This window comes from Flavobacterium sp. ABG, from assembly GCF_001027725.1.
Lineage (GTDB): Bacteria > Bacteroidota > Bacteroidia > Flavobacteriales > Flavobacteriaceae > Flavobacterium > Flavobacterium cupriresistens.
Genome location: NZ_LEKS01000018.1, coordinates 17,758 through 37,060, shown reverse-complemented (window position 1 = coordinate 37,060; position 19,303 = coordinate 17,758). Strand labels below are relative to the sequence as shown.

13 protein-coding genes are annotated in these 19,303 nt (G+C 35.4%); 6 read left to right on the top strand and 7 right to left on the bottom strand.

The features are described from left to right. Nucleotides 1–215: 215 nt before the first annotated feature. The 3 genes from AB674_RS16905 to bshC form a co-directional block, all read right to left on the bottom strand. Nucleotides 216–635: a nucleoside-diphosphate kinase gene (locus tag AB674_RS16905; RefSeq protein WP_047778452.1), complete on the bottom strand. Its 420-nt coding sequence runs from the start codon at nt 633–635 to the stop codon at nt 216–218. Between the two features lie 231 nt (nt 636–866). Then, on the bottom strand, nt 867–2,138 hold the full coding sequence (locus AB674_RS16900; protein ID WP_047778451.1) for an acyltransferase family protein: 1,272 nt from the start codon (nt 2,136–2,138) through the stop codon (nt 867–869). A gap of 118 nt (nt 2,139–2,256) precedes the next feature. Beyond that, the gene (gene bshC, locus AB674_RS16895) at nt 2,257–3,846 is read right to left on the bottom strand and encodes a bacillithiol biosynthesis cysteine-adding enzyme BshC (RefSeq protein ID WP_047778450.1); all 1,590 of its coding nucleotides are present in this window, start codon (nt 3,844–3,846) and stop codon (nt 2,257–2,259) included. Nucleotides 3,847–4,738: 892 nt separating this feature from the next. Here bshC and AB674_RS16890 point away from each other — a divergent pair. From AB674_RS16890 to AB674_RS16870, 5 genes are all read left to right on the top strand, one after another. Beyond that, nucleotides 4,739–5,413, top strand: a complete 675-nt coding sequence (locus AB674_RS16890; protein ID WP_131701555.1) for a hypothetical protein — start codon at nt 4,739–4,741, stop codon at nt 5,411–5,413. Beyond that, a complete protein-coding gene (locus AB674_RS16885; RefSeq protein ID WP_047778448.1) occupies nt 5,413–6,804 on the top strand; it encodes an RtcB family protein in 1,392 nt (463 codons plus the stop codon). Before AB674_RS16890 ends, AB674_RS16885 begins: the two co-directional genes overlap by 1 nt. 15 nt (nt 6,805–6,819) lie before the next feature. Next, nucleotides 6,820–7,509 (top strand): peptide chain release factor H, encoded by a 690-nt coding sequence (gene prfH, locus AB674_RS16880; RefSeq protein ID WP_047778447.1) that lies wholly within the window; start codon nt 6,820–6,822, stop codon nt 7,507–7,509. A gap of 36 nt (nt 7,510–7,545) precedes the next feature. Next, a complete protein-coding gene (locus tag AB674_RS16875; RefSeq protein ID WP_047778446.1) occupies nt 7,546–8,064 on the top strand; it encodes a hypothetical protein in 519 nt (172 codons plus the stop codon). Between the two features lie 586 nt (nt 8,065–8,650). Then, on the top strand, nt 8,651–9,931 hold the full coding sequence (locus AB674_RS16870; protein WP_047778445.1) for an MFS transporter: 1,281 nt from the start codon (nt 8,651–8,653) through the stop codon (nt 9,929–9,931). 197 nt (nt 9,932–10,128) lie between these two features. On the opposite strand, the gene AB674_RS16865 is transcribed toward AB674_RS16870, so the two are convergent. Next, nucleotides 10,129–14,190 carry a T9SS type B sorting domain-containing protein gene (locus tag AB674_RS16865; protein ID WP_047778444.1) on the bottom strand — a complete coding sequence of 1,354 codons (4,062 nt, stop codon included), beginning with the start codon at nt 14,188–14,190 and terminating at the stop codon, nt 10,129–10,131. A gap of 144 nt (nt 14,191–14,334) precedes the next feature. Here AB674_RS16865 and AB674_RS16860 point away from each other — a divergent pair, with 144 nt between their 5' ends. Then, entirely contained in the window at nt 14,335–16,539 is a 2,205-nt protein-coding gene (locus AB674_RS16860) for a B12-binding domain-containing radical SAM protein (RefSeq protein ID WP_047778443.1), read from the top strand. Here AB674_RS16860 and AB674_RS16855 read toward each other — a convergent pair whose 3' ends face one another. From AB674_RS16855 to AB674_RS16845, 3 genes are read right to left on the bottom strand one after another with little or no spacing between them, the layout of a single operon-like run. Continuing rightward, nucleotides 16,540–17,304 carry an MBL fold metallo-hydrolase gene (locus AB674_RS16855; RefSeq protein WP_047778442.1) on the bottom strand — a complete coding sequence of 255 codons (765 nt, stop codon included), beginning with the start codon at nt 17,302–17,304 and terminating at the stop codon, nt 16,540–16,542. A gap of 54 nt (nt 17,305–17,358) precedes the next feature. After that, a complete protein-coding gene (locus AB674_RS16850) occupies nt 17,359–18,042 on the bottom strand; it encodes a response regulator transcription factor (protein ID WP_047778441.1) in 684 nt (227 codons plus the stop codon). Then, complete coding sequence (locus AB674_RS16845; protein ID WP_047778440.1) at nt 18,039–19,301, bottom strand: sensor histidine kinase; 1,263 nt, start codon at nt 19,299–19,301, stop codon at nt 18,039–18,041. The genes AB674_RS16850 and AB674_RS16845 overlap by 4 nt, the downstream gene beginning before the upstream one ends. Nucleotides 19,302–19,303 lie beyond the last annotated feature (2 nt).

Genomic DNA, 19,303 nt, shown 5'->3' with positions numbered 1-19,303 from the left:
GATTGCTGTGGTGGGAATTTCTAATTAAATACCTCAAAAAAACAAACCTAACAGGTTTTAAAAACCTGTTAGGTTTAAGGAATTTTGCGACTCTGCGAGATTTTTAGTTCTTCACCTGAATTTGATTATAAAAAAATCCCGTTTCAAATTTGAAACGGGATTTCTTTTTTGTGATTTAAATCTGAAGTCTAACTTCAGAAATCTAAAATCTTTATTTAGAATTGCTCTCTTCCAGCAAAGTGGAATGCACCTTCGATTGCAGCATTTTCATCGCTGTCTGAACCGTGAACTGCATTTTCTCCAATAGAAGTAGCATATGCTTTACGAATAGTTCCTTCAGCAGCTTCAGCTGGATTTGTAGCTCCAATTAAAGTTCTGAAATCTTCTACTGCATTGTCTTTTTCTAAAATAGCAGCAACAATTGGTCCACGAGACATGAATTCAACTAATTCTCCGTAGAAAGGTCTTGCAGCGTGAACAGCATAAAATGCTTGAGCATCAGCTACAGTTAATTGAGTTAATTTTAATGAAACGATTTTGAAACCTCCGTCAGTAATCATTGCTAAAATGTTCCCGATGTGTCCGTTTGCAACAGCATCCGGCTTAATCATTGTAAAAGTTCTATTAGTTGCCATTTTTCTTGCGATTTTTAAATTTTGTGCAAAAATAGACTTTTTTATGAATTGATTTTAATTAATTCATAATTAAAACTTATTTAATTTCTGTAAAACGCTGATTTCATGAAAAGCCTATAAAGTCACAGCATTTCCCTAAAGCATACAAGTCATGTCAGTAAATAGATTTGAATCCTTTTTTAAGCCCCGGTTTAAATGAACTTACATAACTTATATGGTTTAATAAACACACTAAACCTTAAAAATGAGTTTATTTTTGTAGAATAGCCATAAAATAAAAGTCCAGATTCCCACATAAACCAAAGCTCCAGCAAAAGAAGCCAGCATCGGATTATTGAAAAAAGGCGCGATTCCGTATTCATATAAATATTTCAGAAGATTGATCTTTTCTCCGGTTTTATGCGGGTTTTCAAACTCCACCATCACCAAAGCCTGCGGAATAATCTGTGAAGTGAAAAACACAATCATCGGATTTACACCCCAGATTAAAAACAATTTAAATCCTTTTTGATAGGAAGCAATATCTATTACATAATATAAAATGGCCAAAGTAGTGGTGGCCAGCCCTGTTGTGTACAAAACATAACTGCTTGTCCAGATCGATTTGTTTATCGGGAAAACAAGATTCCAGATTTGACCTGCTATAATTAGTGCTATCCCTGCTAATGCCATTTTTTGTGCAATATCTTTTTTTGCAACCTTCAGTTGTAGTAATTGACCAATTAATAAACCAATAATACCATTTACGATTGATGGAATTGTACTTAACAATCCTTCCGGATCCCAGGTTACAGTACCACGATACATATGACCTTTAAGAAGAATACCGTCCAGCCAAGAAGCTAAATTGGTTCCTTTTTCCAGATTGGCTTCTCCAATTCCGGGAACGGGAATTAAGGTCATAACTGCCCAATAGCCAAATAAGAGAAGAACTCCTGTTATAATTTGGGTTTTTTGGGTTGTTTTTAAATATAATAGAGAAATAACAAAATACACCACCGCAATTCGTTGCAGTACTCCCGGAAGACGTGCGTCGTGATAAGCCTCGATTCCGCTATAGGCTAAAAAAAGATAAATAAGCAGGATAGAAAAGGCAAAGATGTTTTTTAGTTTAGAACTAAAATTACCCATTAAAGCATATCCAACGCCAATTGTAATGATCAATCTGCCAATAAGAAGAGGGATGCCGGTAAGGTCAAAGAGTTGTATTTTTCCAAAATAATTGAAGAAAATCCCTAAACATAACATTCGTAGCGAACGTACTAGAATTTTATTAAAAGTAGTGTCGTCGTATCTTTTGTCCGGCATCGCAAGCGGAACCGCAACTCCCATTATAAAAATAAAAAAGGGAAAAACTAAGTCAGTTAGGGTACAGCCATTCCATTCAGCATGCAAAAGGGGAGGGAAAACATTACCCCAATCTCCGGGGTTGTTGACAATTGTCATTAATAAAATAGTCAGTCCACGAAAGACATCTAGCGAAATTAAGCGTTCTTTTACCATTGGTTTTGGGTAAATTGGATTAGTTAATAAATTTTAAAAGTCGCTATTTGGTTTAGAAACACTAATTTCGGAATCAGGTGGTTATTTTATCCCGAAATTAGTGCCGTATAGTATGAAATTAGATCATTATGATTGAAAAATCAGTTTCTAAAGGTCTTAATTTTTGAGTTAATAAAGGAATCAATTCGGCTCCTTTTTCTAAATAAAACTCAGAAAAATTGGACTGACGTTCCTGCAAACTTTTGTTGGGGAATAATTGATATTGTAAATCTTCGATTCGCTCTAATTGGTCGCTTAATTTTCTTTTTTGGGCTTTAAGCAGTCGTTTTTCTAAATTTTCCAAGCCCTTTTTCTGTTTTACTTCCTGAGCTTTTACGGCTCCTGTAAAGGACTTATCTGTTTTTTGAGCTAGTTCAAATAAATATTGAAATTGCTTCTCCAAAATTTCCTTTTGAGGCGTTAAGTCTATTGGAAATTCAGAAATTTTATAGGTGACAGCGTTAACTAAATCGGCTGGTCTGGTAAATAAATCTTTCCAGCTTAAACCCAGTTGATCGGCTTTTTTGGATTGTTTTTCGGTAGTTAATAATACAGAATTTCGAACTAAAATTATTGGAAATGTTACGTTTACTGCCTCAAAGAAAGATTTTAATTCTAACCAATACGCAATTTCTCCGCCTCCGCCAATGTAGCATAAGTTGGGTAAAATAATTTCCTGATACAAGGGGCGCATAATCACGTTGGGGCTGAATTTCTCCGGATTACTTTCTGTTAATTTTAGAATTTCTTCTTTCGTAAAGGAGATTTTAGTATTGTTAACGATGTATTTATCGTTTTCAAAAACAATGCGTTCGCGCAAATGATCTTCAATATAGAATAAATTGATTTCACGCGGATTTACCTGTACAGTATACGCTTTGAGTTTTTCTATAGTTTCCTGAACCGCTTTAAAAGAAGTTTGCTTTGTTAATTCTTCTTGAATATAAGGAACGAAGGCACGTTTCAAATCGGCACTATCAGCATCTATAATCACCAGACCTTGAGCAGCAAACAGCGCATTGGCTAAAAAACGTGTAGCATCAGCAAGCGTATTGTACTTTAAATAAGCGTCTTCAAAGAGTTTTTTTAGCGTATTGGCGTTTGTACTGGACCCTAATTCTAAAGCATAGATTTCGAAAAATTCAGCGAGACCTTCTGTTGAAAGTCTTCCTACCGGACCCGTACTTTCCTTATTCCATCTGAATTTTTTTCCTTTAAAATTAAAATAATTGATCTCTTCAAAATCATGATCTTCGGTCGCCATCCAGTAGATTGGGACGAAGTTATAGGTTGGGTACTTCGATTGTAATTCTTTGGTGAGATTTATGGTCGAAATAATTTTATACAAAAAGTACAAAGGCCCGCTAAAAAGATTTAATTGATGCCCGGTTGTAACGGTAAACGTATTTTGATCTGCTAAAAGAGCAATGTTTTGTTTGGTCAGATCAGAAGTCGGAATAGCCGAATATTGTTCTTCTAAAACAGCAACCAAAGCAATCCTATTTTGATTGTTGAAATTCTGTTGTTTTTCAACGATTTGTTTTTCAAAGTTTTCCAGCGTTGGGAAATTATTGTAAAGCGGCTTCAGATCCGGTTTTTGTTCTAAATAATCATGTATCAATGTAGAGAAATATCCTGAGTTTTGGTAGCTGATACAGTCGGTTGGCATAGTTTTAGGTTTATTTTTGATAGCTGTAAATTTAATGAAAATATACAGTTAAAAACGGTTTTAACTATTGCTTAGGATTTGATTTTTTATTTTTGAATTAATGCACTGTTAATCAGTGTGTTTTGTTTTTTTATTGCGATCTGAAATTAACCGTTTTAGTAAACAAAATGTTAATAGCGTGAAGAAGTATAGTTTTTAGCATAAACAGCAGAGAAAAATTAGACAAAGTGTTTATTTATTTTTTATAAAGATTGTTGTTTTCCGGAGGTAGATATTGGTTGGTAATGAAAAATTGCATTCTTTTTTGAATCTGATTTTGTTAAAAATAGCCATACCAAATTTGTATAGAAACATTTTCAAAGCCGTAAAATTTGTTAAAATTGGTTCTCTTGTGCATGTAATTTTGAGTAAAGTTGATTTTTTTAATATTTTTAAAGCGCTGTAAATCAGTACTTTTTAATTATTTTCTAAAAATTTTGTTAAAATAATTTGTTTATTAAGAAAATATTTCACAAAATTTGCCTCAGAAAATAAATCATTAACTATTAATAACGAAGACAATGTTTGTATTAAACTTTACCTCTCAAAACATCGCATCAGGATTAGATTCTGTTGGCATGTGTCTTCGTGGCTTTTCTCAATCCTAGCAAATCAATTTAAGATATAAGAGCAAGCCCGAAGGAAAATAACTTTCGGGCTTTTTTTTATTCTAGACTCTTCAAAAAATTCCCGATTACCAGAATTTAATTTATCTGTTTCAGATAAAATGCTATTGTCTTGTATTTTTTATACCGGACAGGAAATCTATAATCTATTTTTTTTAATGGACAATTATCTTTTGGACGATTGCATTCAATGCACTCGTTTAAAAACTAAAAGGCGAAAAAAAAGATTGGTTAAAGAGGATTTTGAAAAACAACTTGTTCAATTATCAAAACGAAAAAGTGCCCTTTATTTGGCCATTAGAAATTTGCCTTTAATCGAATTGAAAGAGCCTTATCAAAAAGGCTGGGTTCGGTTTTTTGCAGTTCGTGTTGATGTTTTGCGCTCAGCCGAAGGTGTATTTTATGAAAAGATACTAGCGAAAATTAACACTTTTCAGTTTTCTAGTCAAAAGGAATTCACCACGAAGAAAAAGCGTTTTGGGAAGAAAGCCGTCTATCCAAGAGAACAATTTGTGGCTAACATCAGCATCAGCGATTGGAATACGAACAAATTCGAATTAACTGATAAAGAAAAATCCTGTTTTACACTAATCGAAAAATGGTCTGAACTATACAATCGTTTTGTGAGGTATTACAAATTTAATGAACCATGGAGGTTTGTATTTAAAATTGAGGTAAACATAATTACACATAAAAAAGCTGTTGACGCAGGACTTGAAAGTGAATTAAAGCTCATCGAAAATTACATACAGAATTGGAATTTAGGATGGAAGATCTATAAAATGAGGAGTAAAGGAGACTACTATTATTGGAGCTTGGAAAAAGTAAAGCACAATAATGACTTAAAAACAACAAATCTGAATACGATATATGAAATGTATTTAGAAGAAAAACATATATAATGGGAAATAAATTATCCGGAAAAGACCTGATTAAAATAGGCTTTCCAAAAAATAACAGTATCAATATTGCTTTAGGGCAAATCAACCGATACAGAAAAAGAGAAAAAAAAGAAAGTATCCTAACCGAAGCCAAAGAAGTTTTGTTGTTTCCTGAAAAATTTACAGGACACGGAACTTGGGGGAAAGTGGCTGAAGGATTAGTTAACCCGGTGCAAGTAAGAATGCATCAGCTCAATAATACAAGGGCTCCGTTTTCGATATTCGGAGAGAATGAAATCGACGAACAGGCCAAGTATCAGTTGTATGATGCTTTAAAATTACCGATTTCAGTAGCCGGAGCTTTAATGCCCGATGCGCATTCAGGTTACGGATTGCCAATTGGCGGTGTACTTGCAACAGACAATGCGGTCATTCCGTATGGGGTCGGTGTAGATATCGGCTGCCGAATGAGTTTGTCCATTTTTGATATTCCGGCCAGTTTTTTCAAAGGAAAAGAACATCAGTTGCAGGCCATCTTAAAAGACAATACCAAATTTGGAATGTATGAAACACATACGATAAGAGCCGATCATGAATTGTTTAGCCGAAGCGAGTTTCAGGATATTCCACTTTTGAAAAACCTTTTGACTAAAGCCTACAAACAATTGGGAACATCAGGTGGCGGAAATCATTTTGTTGAGTTTGGAATCGCAAAGATTACCAATCCACTTAACGAATGGAAAATAGGTGTTGGGGAATATTTTGCAGTGTTATCGCACAGTGGTTCAAGAGGATTGGGTGCTAATATCGCCAAACATTATACCTATCTGGCTACTAAGCAATGTCCGTTGCCAAAAAATGTACAGCATTTGGCTTGGTTGGATTTGAATACACATGACGGTCAGGAATATTGGCTGGCTATGAATTTGGCTGGTGATTATGCTAAAGCCTGTCATGATGATATTCACCGTCGAATTGCAAAAGCGATAGGAAAACGTGTTGTTGTAACAATCGAAAACCACCACAATTTTGCGTGGAAAGAAATCGTAAATGGGAAAGAAGCCATCGTACACCGTAAGGGAGCGACTCCGGCCAATGTTGGTGAACTGGGAATTATTCCGGGTTCGATGACGGCTCCGGGATTTATTGTTCAGGGGAAAGGAAATGCGGAGAGTTTAAATTCTGCTTCGCATGGTGCGGGACGGCTTTTTTCTCGTAGAAAATGCAAAGAATCATTCACACAAAGTGAGATCAATAAAGTCTTGAAAGCAAATGACGTGAGTCTGATTGGTGGAAACATTGACGAAGCTCCAATGGCCTATAAAGACATTAATAAAGTAATGGCAAACCAAAACGAATTGGTTGATGTTCTCGGAACATTCACACCAAAAATCGTGAGAATGGACCGCTAAAAAAAGATAAAAATTATGGAAAAAATAATTCAAATAACATCAGGGCGTGGCCCGGCTGAATGCAGCTGGGTTGTGGCCCAGGTTTTAAAAACTTTTATAGAAGAGGCAAAAGAGAGGAACATAAAAACAACAATGCTTCAGAGAGAAACCGGAATTGAAAATGGAACCGTAGAAACAGCAACAGTTTTACTGGAAAGTAGCAATCTGAATGATTTTGTGAATTCATGGGTGGGAACAGTTCAATGGATTGGACAAAGTCAGTTTAGGAAATTGCACAAGCGTAAAAACTGGTTTATCGGCATCTTTGAAATGGAGAAATCAACGGCAACCGAGATTTCCGAGAATGACATTCAATACCAAGCCATGAGAAGTTCAGGTGCCGGAGGACAGCATGTAAACAAAGTAAGTTCGGCCGTAAGAGCAACTCATGTCCCAACCGGAATCAGTGTGGTTTCGATGGACTCCCGTTCACAACATCAGAATAAAAAACTGGCAACGGAAAGGTTATTGCAAAAATTTAAAGAAGAAACGGTAAAACAGTTTAAAGCCGAATTTCAGGCGCAATGGATGAACCAGCTGCAAATTCAGAGAGGAAATCCGATTCGGATTTTTCAGGGTTCGGATTTTAAAAAACAAAAAGAAACAAAAAATTACAAACAGGAACGACAAAGGTTAAAAAGAGAAGATTATTCCGATCGGGAATAATAACAGTACGCTTTGAGTTCCGATATAAAATAATAGATGAAAACAGTAGATAAATATCTTTTTCAGGCGTTAGACAGCTATCCTTATTCGTTGGAAGAAACCATAGAATCATTAGAATACGCTTTGTCTTATGATGATAAAAACACAATGGCTTTATGTTTATATGGTCAGGTTTTAAGCGATCAATTATTTAAATATGAGGAGGCTAAACAGTATTTTCAACAAGCTATTTCGATTAATATTCATGCAATTGAAGTGTATTCGTATTATATTTATACGTTGGTTTTGAATGAAGATTACGAGGAGGCAATGAAGTTAATTGATTTTGCACTTACAATTAAAGGAATCAACAAAGTGGAGATTCTCTTAAAGAAAGTGCTGCTTTTAGAAAGCCAGAAAAAATTCAAAAAAGCACAAAAAGTATTAAAAGAGACACAACTTGAAACTCTAAATGCAACTTACGATTGTACTATTGAAGAAACTGAGAAACGATTGACTAAAAAGTTAAACAAGGTTTCTAAAAAAAAGAAACAAGTAAGCAAAAAGAAAAAATAATACAGAAAAAAAGGATGTTGTAAGGACATCCTTTTTTATTTCGGTGAGTTGATAAGGATTAAAAAAAGGCCAGATTAATTTTAAATATCCGGGCCTGTTTTTTTATTCTGCCACAGATTTCAAGAAAGTGGGTTTACGACTTTGACAAAGAGTCGCTTACTTTGCAGGCCTATGAGCAAAGAAAGCCACAGATTAAAGGATTAAAATGATTTATAAAATCTGTGTAAATCCTTTTAATCGGTGGCAAAAAAATAATTCGTGCCAATTGGCGAAATTCGTGGCAAAATGATGAAGAAGGTCACGAAAACGAGGAATCTAAACAACTTGATTTTTATTTTGGAGCGTATCACACGATCAAATTCAAATATCGCCCTGATCAAATTCGAATGTCATCCTGAGCGAAGTCGAAGGATGTGCATGAAATCCCACAACCCTAAGACCCGATCCCCGACGTCAGCTCAATTTAATACTGTTTTTGTATTTTCACAATGATCTTTTATTTTAACAGATAAATGTTTGTTGATTTCAGGAATTAGGTTCATTTTTGTGTTCTATTTTCTTAAAAATAAACCTATATCAAAATTGAATGAAAAATAACCCAAATCAGAAGAAGAACTCTTTAAAACACGTTCTCTTTGGTAGTTTAATTGGTACCACGATCGAATTTTTTGACTTTTATATTTATGCTAATGCAGCAGTATTGGTTTTCCCGGAACTATTTTTTCCCGGATCAGATAAGACCATGGCAACCTTAGAATCATTAGCTACTTTTTCGATTGCTTTTTTATCGCGTCCTTTAGGTTCGGCATTTTTTGGACATTTCGGCGACAAGATTGGACGTAAATTTACTTTAGTTGCCGCTTTGCTGACGATGGGTATTTCGACTGTAACCATTGGTTTTTTACCAAGTTATGCCAGTATTGGTGTAGCTGCTCCTTTGTTATTAATGTTGTGCCGATTTGGACAGGGTATCGGATTAGGAGGTGAATGGGGAGGCGCTGTTTTGCTGGCAATAGAAAATGCACCGCCAAACAAACGTGCCTGGTATGGAATGTTTCCACAGTTGGGAGCTCCAATTGGGTTATTGCTTTCGGGAGGTACTTTTTTATTGTTAACCGATTCGATGAGCAACGAGGATTTTATGGATTATGGTTGGCGAATTCCTTTTATAGCCAGTTCTCTTTTGGTGGTAGTAGGTTTTTATATTCGAACCAAAATCACGGAAACACCTTCTTTCGAAAATTCAAAAAAAGAACAGGAAGAAGTAAAAGTTCCTTTTTTAACTTTGATAAAATCATATAAAAATCAATTGATTTTTGGAACTCTGGCAGCCGTTACGACTTTCTTGGTTTTTTATCTGATGACGGTTTTTACTTTGAGTTGGGCAACGTCTAATTTAGGTTTTGAAAAAAGAGATGCTTTATTGATACAGTTGTTTTCGGTCTTGTTTTTTGCTCTTTTTATTCCGGTATCGGCTGTGGTTGCAGATAAAATCGGACGTCGTAAAATGCTAATTATTGCTACGGCGGCTATAGCTGTTTTTGGTTTTTTCTTTTCCTTCTTTTTGAAATCGGGAAGTATGGCTCTGGTATCGATTTTTACCTGTATCGGAATGACTCTGATGGGATTTACTTATGGCCCTTTAGGAACATTTTTATCGGAATTATTTCCTACCAATGTTCGTTATTCAGGTGCTTCCTTAACCTTTAATCTGGCGGGAATTTTTGGTGCAGCTTTTGCACCCATGATTGCAATTTGGCTGGCATCTCATTACAGTTTGACCTATGTAGGTTTTTATTTGACAGGTGCAGCCTGTATTTCTTTATTCTCGCTATTGGTCATCAGTAAAAAAGAACATAAGTTTTAAAGAATCAATTCCAAAAGTTGGGAGCACTAAAAACTAAACACAAATAGTATTGAATTGATGGAGAAAAAAAGAAATTCATTTTAATTATAAAAATCTGTGGCAAAGAAATAATCCATGTAAATTGGTGCAATTCTTGGCAAAAGATCAAAACGATAAAAAGGTTGTCTAAATATAAATTTGGACAACCTTTTTTATTCTTAACGTTTCAAGGTAAAATGACCTGTAAATGTTGTACCGTTCAAGCGAGTGACACTAAACCAATAATCAGATGCTGGCATGTCCTGTCCCGTATAAGTTCCATCCCAGGAAGTATTGACGGTTAATTCTTTGATGAATTTTCCATAGCGATCAAATATTCGGATTCCGGTGTTGGGCGCTAAGTAATCAAAATCGATGGTCCAGGTATCATGAAAAGTATCATTATTAGGGGTAAAGAACTTTGGGTAAGGAAGTTCATTTATATATTTAGTACATGGAGTAGCTGTGGCTTCATCGATTTTTATGGTTATTGGAGTTCGTTCACTTTCACAATTACTAATGGTTTGAGAAGCATAATAGGTAACTCCGTTTTTAAGCGGAGTTGATTCAGATAAAGTTACTCCGGCTGTTATCGCATTGTACCATTTTATGTTTTGACCGTTAATTTCTATTTTGCCGATGGTAGCATTTTCCTGTATACAAAAAGTCTGATTTGCATGGGCAGTTGGAGCTTGTGTATCCTGAATTTTTATAACAATCCCTAGTCTTTGACTTTCGCAGTTCGTGTTTGTTTGACTTACATAATAAGTGCGGTTTTCAAGAGTGGTTGTGCTGGTTAAAACACTTCCTGCTGTTTCCGCATCATACCATTTTAGATTTTGCCCTGTGAGAATTGCAATATCATTTATAGTAGCGTTGTCATCAATACAAAAAGTTTGCGCGGTATTGGCTGTTGGCAGAGCGGTATCATGGATCGTTACCAATACTGCTATTCTATCACTTTCGCACCCTATAGCCTGTGAAACGTAATAAGTAGTATTGTTTTGCAACACTGTAGTATTCGGTAATGGTGCTGCGGAGATCATCGTATTGTACCATTTTAAATTTGTCTCATTCAGAATGATATCGCTCAAAGTAGCATTTTGGCTTTTGCAAAACTCAGGACTTAAATCGCCGGTAGGAATTCCGGGTGTATTTTGGACAGAAACCGTAACGGCTAATCTTTTACTTTCGCAGGAATTCAACGTTTGCGAAACATAATAAGTAATTCCGTTTTGCAGGGTAGTAGTGTTTGAGAGACTGGTTCCATTAGTAAGCGCATCATACCATTTTAGACTTTCTCCGGTAACTACAATATCCTGTAAAGTTGGATTTTGACCCGTGCAAAAAGGTTGATTGGTATCTCCGGTTGGAGCAGGGGTATCGTAAATTTTTACTGTTACAGCAGTTCTCTCGCTCTCGCATCCGCTTATGGTTTGTGAGGCGTAATAAGTTGTGCCCTCTTGGAGTAATGTGGTATTGGGTAAAAGGGTTCCGGCTGTGAGTGCATCATACCATTTTATGTTTTGACCAGTTGAAATGCTGATGGCATTTAAAGTCGCATTATCCTGAATACAGAAGTTCTGAGGGGAAGTTACAGTTGGTAATGGCTGACTGTTTATAACGACTGTTTGATTTTGGGTTGCATTATTTCCATTTCCGTCATTGTAGTCCCACACAATGGTATATGTTCCGGGTAATGTATAGGCTAATGGACTTATAGTTGTTCCTGTAATTGCTCCTGCACAGGCATCGGTAGCAGTTGGAGTTACAGTTATTGTTGTATGGCAGTCTCCGGTAATCGTTGGTAGAGTTGCTAAATCCGGAATTGGGGCTACAAAATCACCCACAACAACAGTGGTTTTTTTAGTATCGTCACAACCACCTGTTCCTGTAATTGTACAGCTGTATTCGCCACTATTTAAGGTAGCTGCACCAGTTATAATTGGGTTTTGATCTGTTGATGTAAAACCATTTGGTCCTGTCCAGGAGTAATTAGTTCCACCAGAGGCTTTAAGTTCTAATGAGCTTCCTATGCAGATTGGAGAGTTACTTTCTATTTTAGGAATACCTAGTATAGTGGTTTCTTGAAATTTCATTAAAAAATAATTATAAAATCCGAGAATGTTAGATTGATAAGAATTAGCATCTGCAATGCCATCATTTTTACTTGAGGTCCCACTGATAAATATGTCATTATTTATGTCAAGCGCTATTTTTGTTTGATTATTGTGACCATCTGCACCCAGATATGTTCCCCATATAAAATCGGCTTCTTTAGAAAACTTGGCAAGATAGTTTTCAGAATCTTTGTTTGATCGATAGGAGCAAGCAGTAGTTAATTTAGAAAGATCAAATCCAGTATTTGTTGCACCAAGATATAGGGAGTTGTTTCTAAAAACAATAGAATAAACATGGGCTTGACCAACATAAGTACCCCAAATTCTTTTCCCATTAGTATTTAATTTTGCAAAAAGACCTCGGTAGGAAGAGGTATTGTCACTGTCAAAACTATTCGGAGTGGTCATATTATTATCACTCGCCGTTTGCCCACCGATATAGATATTATCTTCATCATCAGCTTCAACCGCATATATGTCATCAATCTGTTCCCCTCCGTAATAGGTAGACCATATTCTTTGGCCATTTAATGAAAATTTGAATATAACTCCATCCGGATGAGTAATTGGATCATGTAATTCTTGAAAAACGCCAGGAGTAGAAATATTGTTAAAGCTATATGTCGTACCTCCAATAATTAAGTAATTGTTTTTTACCTTAATGGCATTAAGCTGATCACGATTTTCACCTCCTACATAAGTACTCCACATTACATTACCTCCAGATTCAAATTTAGTTAAATATCCGTCAATAGTATTAGAGAAATTTGGATCTTGATTTATATGTGTTTGGAAATTACTATTTATAGCAATGCCAGTTGTACTAGTAGTAGTTCCAATCATATAAATATTATTGTTAATATCAATATCTAAAGCATGACCCAGATCATCATATTCTCCACCAAAATAAGTTCCCCATAATCTAACACCTGAACCATTAAATTTTACCAAAAAAGCGTCCTGATATCCTGATAAATTAGGTTTGTAAGAACCAGTTGTACTTATATTTGTCTGATCTTGTGTGGTACCTGTCACAATAACATTATTCTGAAAATCTATTTTTATATCATTTATATCACAGTAATTTTGTCCGCCGTAATAAGTACCCCATAAACGTATTCCATTAGGATTAAATTTTTCTATGAATCCATTTGAAAAGGAAGAAGATTGTGTCGTTTGATGTGCTCCTGCTGTAGCATATGATGAATTTAAGGCGCTTGTACTTCCTGCTACATAGGCATTTCCAAAAGAATCGGTACTAATACTCGATGATCTAAGAGTAAAATGTACCCCGGTTTGGTCCCCATAAAAAGTTCCCCAAAGTCTTGTTGGCACAGGATCAATAATCACCGTTTTATCAGAAACAGGATCAGAAGTTTCAAAACCGTAAACATCTTTTTTTATTTTTCTATACCCAACAGCTATTTCTTTTTTAGTTGTGCCTTCCTCAGTCCAGCTTGCGGGAAGTGTTTCCTCCATTTTTCCAAAACGAACCTTCATCTGGATTTTGTTATCAACCAGTTCTGTTGCTGCGCCGCTAAATTTTAATTTAATAGCAGAAATGTCCCCTTTTGGATGAACAACAAAATTGTATTCCACTGTTTTTTTAGGATCCTTTGGAATGGTAAAAACGACATCAATATTGGGGTAAATGTTTTTATAGGTGATTTGTTTGTATTGATACACGCCAACAACGCCTTCAGGTTTGTTTGGGATATTATAATAATTATCAAAATCTTTTGCTTCCTGATCCGTGATGAACTCAACGTTAGCATTTGAATTTACAAAGTCAATGTCTATTCTGTGAAATTTATACTCTAAACCATATTCCGGTTCTTCCGGGATATCTTCCTTTGGATTTCTGTATGGTAACGTTTTGGATGTTTTCCGACTGACAATCGGTGTCTTTTTTACTTCATAGACATCATAAGAAAAGCCGTTTTTTCTCAATTGAACATTTAATCCTCCCGTGTTTAATAAAAATTTCACAGCCTGGTTCGGCTTACCTTTCTGATCTAAAATCTGACCCTTGTTTTCTTTAAAACCGATAGATTGGTTTTTGTTCTGAGAAAATACAGGAATAAAAATTAGTAACAACAGAAAAAATAAAATTCGCTTCATGGGGAGTTATTAGTGCTAGGCAAATGTAATTAATTATCTACAAAATAAAATCAAAAATCCCAGCTCCTGCCAATCGAAAAACCGTCGAAATCTTTTCCTGAAAAGATTAGAAATATCCCGTATTTTTGCAGAAAATATTTCCTTTTGAAAACTAAGCTTTTTGTAATCACGCCTCCATTTACCCAACTGAATACTCCGTATCCGGCAACCGCCTATATAAAAGGGTTTCTGAACACAAAAAATGTAGCATCAGTTCAGGCAGATTTGGGGATTGATGTGATTCTGGAGTTGTTTTCGAAGAAAGGTCTTGTTGATTTGTTTGAATTTTCAAGTTTCAGGTTTGAGGTTTCAGGTGTTGAAATTTCAGATAATTCTAAACGTATTTTTGCTTTGCAAGACGAATACATCAAAACGATTGATGCTGTAATTCAGTTTTTACAAGGAAAAAATCCAACGTTGGCTTTACAGATTTGTCAGGAGGATTTTCTGCCGGAAGCTTCTCGTTTTGCGCAATTGGAAGAACTCGATTGGGCTTTCGGAACCATGGGAACGCAGGACAAAGCCAAACATTTAGCTACCTTATATCTCGAAGACATTTCGGACTATATCGTAGAATGTGTCGATGAGAATTTTGGTTTTAGCCGATATGCCGAACGTTTAGGCCGCAGCGCGAATTCCTTTGATGAGTTGTATGAAGCCTTGCAACAGCAACCAACCTACATTGATTCGATCTTAATTTCACTTTTGAAAACTAAGATTGAAGCGGTACAACCAACTTTATTTTTGATTTCTGTTCCCTTTCCGGGGAATTTATATAGTGCTTTCCGATGTGCGCAATGGGTAAAAGAAAATCATCCCGAAATTAAAATTTCGATGGGTGGCGGTTTTCCAAACACCGAATTGCGTTCGCTTTCTGATGCACGTGTTTTTGAGTTTTTCGATTTTATTACTTTAGATGATGGCGAAGTGCCAATAGAAGAGTTAATATTCAATCTTGAAAATCCAAATTCCAATTCTTATAAGAGAACTTTTTTGTTGGAAGAGGGAAAAGTTGTTTACAAGAATAATTCGTTGAAACACGATTACAAGCAAGCCTACGTAGGGACGCCGGACTATTCGGATTTGCCTTTGGATAAATATATTTCGGTGATCGAAATTGTAAATCCAATGCACCGAATGTGGAGCGACGGTCGTTGGAATAAACTGACTATGGCACACGGTTGTTATTGGGGAAAATGTACGTTTTGTGATATTTCGCTGGACTACATAAAAGTATATGAGCCCGTTGCAGCAAATCTGCTTTGTGATCGAATGGAAGATCTGATGCAGCAAACCGGTCAGAATGGTTTTCATTTTGTGGATGAAGCGGCACCACCAGCTCTGATGCGTGCTTTAGCGCTGGAAATTTTGCGAAGAAAACTTGCGGTTACCTGGTGGACGAACATTCGTTTTGAGAAAAGTTTTTCTGCCGATTTATGTTTATTGCTGAAAGCCTCGGGTTGTATTGCCGTTTCGGGTGGTTTAGAAGTGGCGTCCGACCGATTATTAAAATTAATTGACAAAGGAGTAACCGTAGAACAAGTAGCAAAAGTAACCCGAAATTTTACGGAAGCCGGGATCATGGTGCATGCGTATCTGATGTACGGATATCCGACACAAACCATTCAGGAAACAGTTGACAGTCTGGAAATGGTGCGACAGTTATTTGAAGCAGGAATTCTGCAATCCGGATTTTGGCATCAGTTTGCCATGACAGCACACAGTCCCGTTGGATTGTATCCGGAGAAATTTGGCGTAACCAAAGCAACAGAAGCCATTGGAACTTTTGCGAATAATGATATCGACTATACCGATTCTACAGGAATCAATCACGATAAGTTTAGTTTTGGATTAAAAAAATCACTCTTCAATTTCATGCACGGAATCTGTTTTGATTACGAATTGCAGGATTGGTTTGACTTTAAAATTCCGAAAACAAAAATAGATCCCGATTTTATTTTTAATGCTCTTGAAGAAGGAAACGATTTTACTACCAAACCCAATGCAAAAGTAGTCTGGTTAGGTGGGAAGCCGGCTGTAGAACATTTTACAAAATCTAAAAAAGGACAAACTTGGGAAATGGTAGCGTTTGTTTTTCATGATAAAAAAGAAAGCTTTACCATTCAAACCAATAAAAATGAAGGAGAATGGCTTGTCGAAATCCTAAAAAAAATAACCGTTTCAAGTGGTAAAAATTATACTTTTCAAGAGGTGAAAAATGATTTTGAAACGGAATTAGAGGATTTCGAATTGTTTTGGTATTCAAAGCCAATCAATACGTTGCGCGAATTTGGTCTGCTGGTTTTGTAATTAATATTCTACGCATTCACCATCATTAGGAACAGCCGTTTTGGATAAAAGATCACTGTTTTCCAACGCTAACTTTAACTCCTCCCTTGTAGTAGGGCAATGATTTAAAGCTTCTAAATGATTCGCAAAAACATTTCCCGGTGCTAAAGCTGTAAATTTCAAAATGTCGCTCATTCTCATTAATAAGGGTTGTCCGAAATCTAATCTTGCAGTTCCACAGGCAACAGTTGCAATATCAGGTTTTAGTTCTTTCAGCACTTTTTCTACGTCTTTTGTAAAAATAGTGTCGGAGCTAATATAAACCGATTTTTCGTTTTCGAGTTCGATATAGAAACCCATTACATTCCCCATTAGTTTGGCAACCAATCCGTAGCCGTGTAGGGCTGGTATACCGGTAATTTTTCCGTCCAGGAAATCTTGAGGTTGCCAGTAGTCTAAAGTTTGAACAATAGTTAAGCCTCTTTTTGTCAGGACACTTTCATCTTTGGCATTGCAAATTACCGGAATTGAGTTTCTTCTTAAAAAGACTTCTCCGGCTTTATCAAGATGATCCGGATGCAAATGTGTAATTAAACAGTGGGTTACTTTACTAAGGATTTCACGACTGTTTTTGGGCAGTGCCTTAAGCGGATTTCTTTTTGGCTTGTAACGGAAAAGCGTAAAAGGAGCAATGGTTTTCCTTTTGCCCAACATTGGATCAATTAAGATGACATGCTTTTCTGTTTCAATAACTAAAGTAGCGTTGCGCAAATGATGTAATTTCATATCGAATAGATTTGATATTAAAAATACAAAATTATATAAATTTAATTTGGTGGATTACATGGTAAACCGAAAACCTATTCCGTGTAGGTTTTCAATTGATATTCCTTTTTCGTTAACCAAAATTTTACGCAGTCGCGAAATAAAAACATCCAAACTACGCCCCATAAAATAATCATCATCTCCCCAAAGTGACGTAAGGATTTGTTGTCTTTTTAAAACTAAGTTTTTATTGTCGACAAAAAGTTTCAGAAGTTCTGCCTCGCGTTGTGTCAGACTAATTTTTTCGGTTTCATTAAAAAGAATGAAATTTTCGGTATCAAACTGGTATTTACCAATTTCATAAACAGATTTTTTGATGACATTGTTTTTTTGCGATCGTTTGAGGAAAATTTCAATTTTCAGAAGTAATTCTTCAATACTAAAGGGTTTAACGAGATAATCATCAGCGCCCAGACGCAGTCCTTTTATGCGGTCTTCTTTTAATGTTTTCGCAGAAAGAAAAATAATAGGAACATCAGTATCAATTTTTCTGATTTCAGTTGCCAGATCAAAACCATCCATTTTTGGCATCATGATATCAAAAATGCAAATATCAAAATCTTCCTCTTTGAAAGTTTCTAAACTTGATTTTCCGTTAGAGCAATGCGTAACCTCATAGTTGTTTTGCTCTAAATTATCTTTAGTCAGAAACGCTAATGTTTCATCATCTTCGGAGTACAGAATTCTAAAGTTTTTCATTTTTTATATGGAATTGTCAACGTTATGGTGATGCCTTTCTCTGTATTATTTGTGGCGTTTATTTTCCAATATTGTAAGGTACAAATTTCTTTCACATAATACAAACCAAGACCAAAACCGTTTACCTCGTTACTCTTTTCATTTTGTATGCGGTAAAATTTATCAAAGATAGAAGAGATATTTTTAGACGCAATTCCAATTCCATTGTCAATGAATTCTAATTTTAAAGTTTGGTTTTCCTTCGAAATCCGGATTAGGATTTCAGGTTTTTCATTACAATACTTTACAGCATTGTCCAACAGATTGTATATTAAGTTAGAAAAATGAAAAATGTCTGTTTCTAACTGATAATCGGCAGAAGCTGTCTCAATTTTAATAACGGCTTCCGGACATTTTAACTGAATATTCGTAATGATTTCTTCTATAATGGGAACGATCAAAACAGATTCCGTTTTTAGTTCCAAAGGTGTATGATCCGACTTGGCTACGTTTAAGATCTTCTCGATATGATTGTTCAGTTTGTGACTTTGTTTGATAATTATATCTGTATAAGTGTACAGTTTTTTGTCCTCTTTAATCGGATTTTGTTCGATAAGGTACTTGGAAGCAATTAAAATAGAAGATAAAGGTGTTTTAAATTCATGTGTCATATTATTGATGAAATCACGCTGCAATTCAGAGTATTTCTTTTGCTGTAAAAGCGTAAAAATCGAATAAACATAAATCAATAATATAAGAATCATGACAGTTGAAAGCACAAACCAAAAACGCATTGAACTGAATAGGTAAGTGGTCTCATTTGGGAAACGAACGGCAAAATAATAAACCAGATTTTTATGTTTCGGAAAATGAACGGTTTGTTTCGTATTTCCCTTTTGAGTTAAAGATATGTAATTTCCGTAAACCATTTCATCACTTTGACAATTGTACATGGCAAACTCAAAATCAGTTGTGATATTCATTTTTTTGAATTCTGATTTTAAGTAAAACTCTAAAATATCAGGTTCAAAATCATTTTCAACATTTACAATATAATAATCATTCGCAATTTTCTGAACCGGATTTTGAGAAGGTAAGTCGTGACTGGTACCTTCATAAAGTTTTTTGGCAACTTCCAATAAAGCAATATGCGTTTTTTGGCTCAGTTTTTTTTGTTCCAAGCTAAAAGCTTCTTTTGTCCATAGTAATTGTGCTACCAATATACTGATGATGGCAACTAATCCAAGAAGGATGATACTATTTAGTTTGTTTATTTTCAAGG

Bases quoted from the DNA above. Each gene is read 5' to 3' on its own strand.
- AB674_RS16905 (WP_047778452.1), bottom strand. From the start codon at position 635: ATGGCAACTAATAGAACTTTTACAATGATTAAGCCGGATGCTGTTGCA.
- AB674_RS16900 (WP_047778451.1), bottom strand. From the start codon at position 2,138: ATGGTAAAAGAACGCTTAATTTCGCTAGATGTCTTTCGTGGACTGACT.
- bshC (WP_047778450.1), bottom strand. From the start codon at position 3,846: ATGCCAACCGACTGTATCAGCTACCAAAACTCAGGATATTTCTCTACA.
- AB674_RS16885 (WP_047778448.1), top strand. From the start codon at position 5,413: ATGGGAAATAAATTATCCGGAAAAGACCTGATTAAAATAGGCTTTCCA.
- prfH (WP_047778447.1), top strand. From the start codon at position 6,820: ATGGAAAAAATAATTCAAATAACATCAGGGCGTGGCCCGGCTGAATGC.
- AB674_RS16875 (WP_047778446.1), top strand. From the start codon at position 7,546: ATGAAAACAGTAGATAAATATCTTTTTCAGGCGTTAGACAGCTATCCT.
- AB674_RS16870 (WP_047778445.1), top strand. From the start codon at position 8,651: ATGAAAAATAACCCAAATCAGAAGAAGAACTCTTTAAAACACGTTCTC.
- AB674_RS16865 (WP_047778444.1), bottom strand. From the start codon at position 14,190: ATGAAGCGAATTTTATTTTTTCTGTTGTTACTAATTTTTATTCCTGTA.
- AB674_RS16855 (WP_047778442.1), bottom strand. From the start codon at position 17,304: ATGAAATTACATCATTTGCGCAACGCTACTTTAGTTATTGAAACAGAA.
- AB674_RS16850 (WP_047778441.1), bottom strand. From the start codon at position 18,042: ATGAAAAACTTTAGAATTCTGTACTCCGAAGATGATGAAACATTAGCG.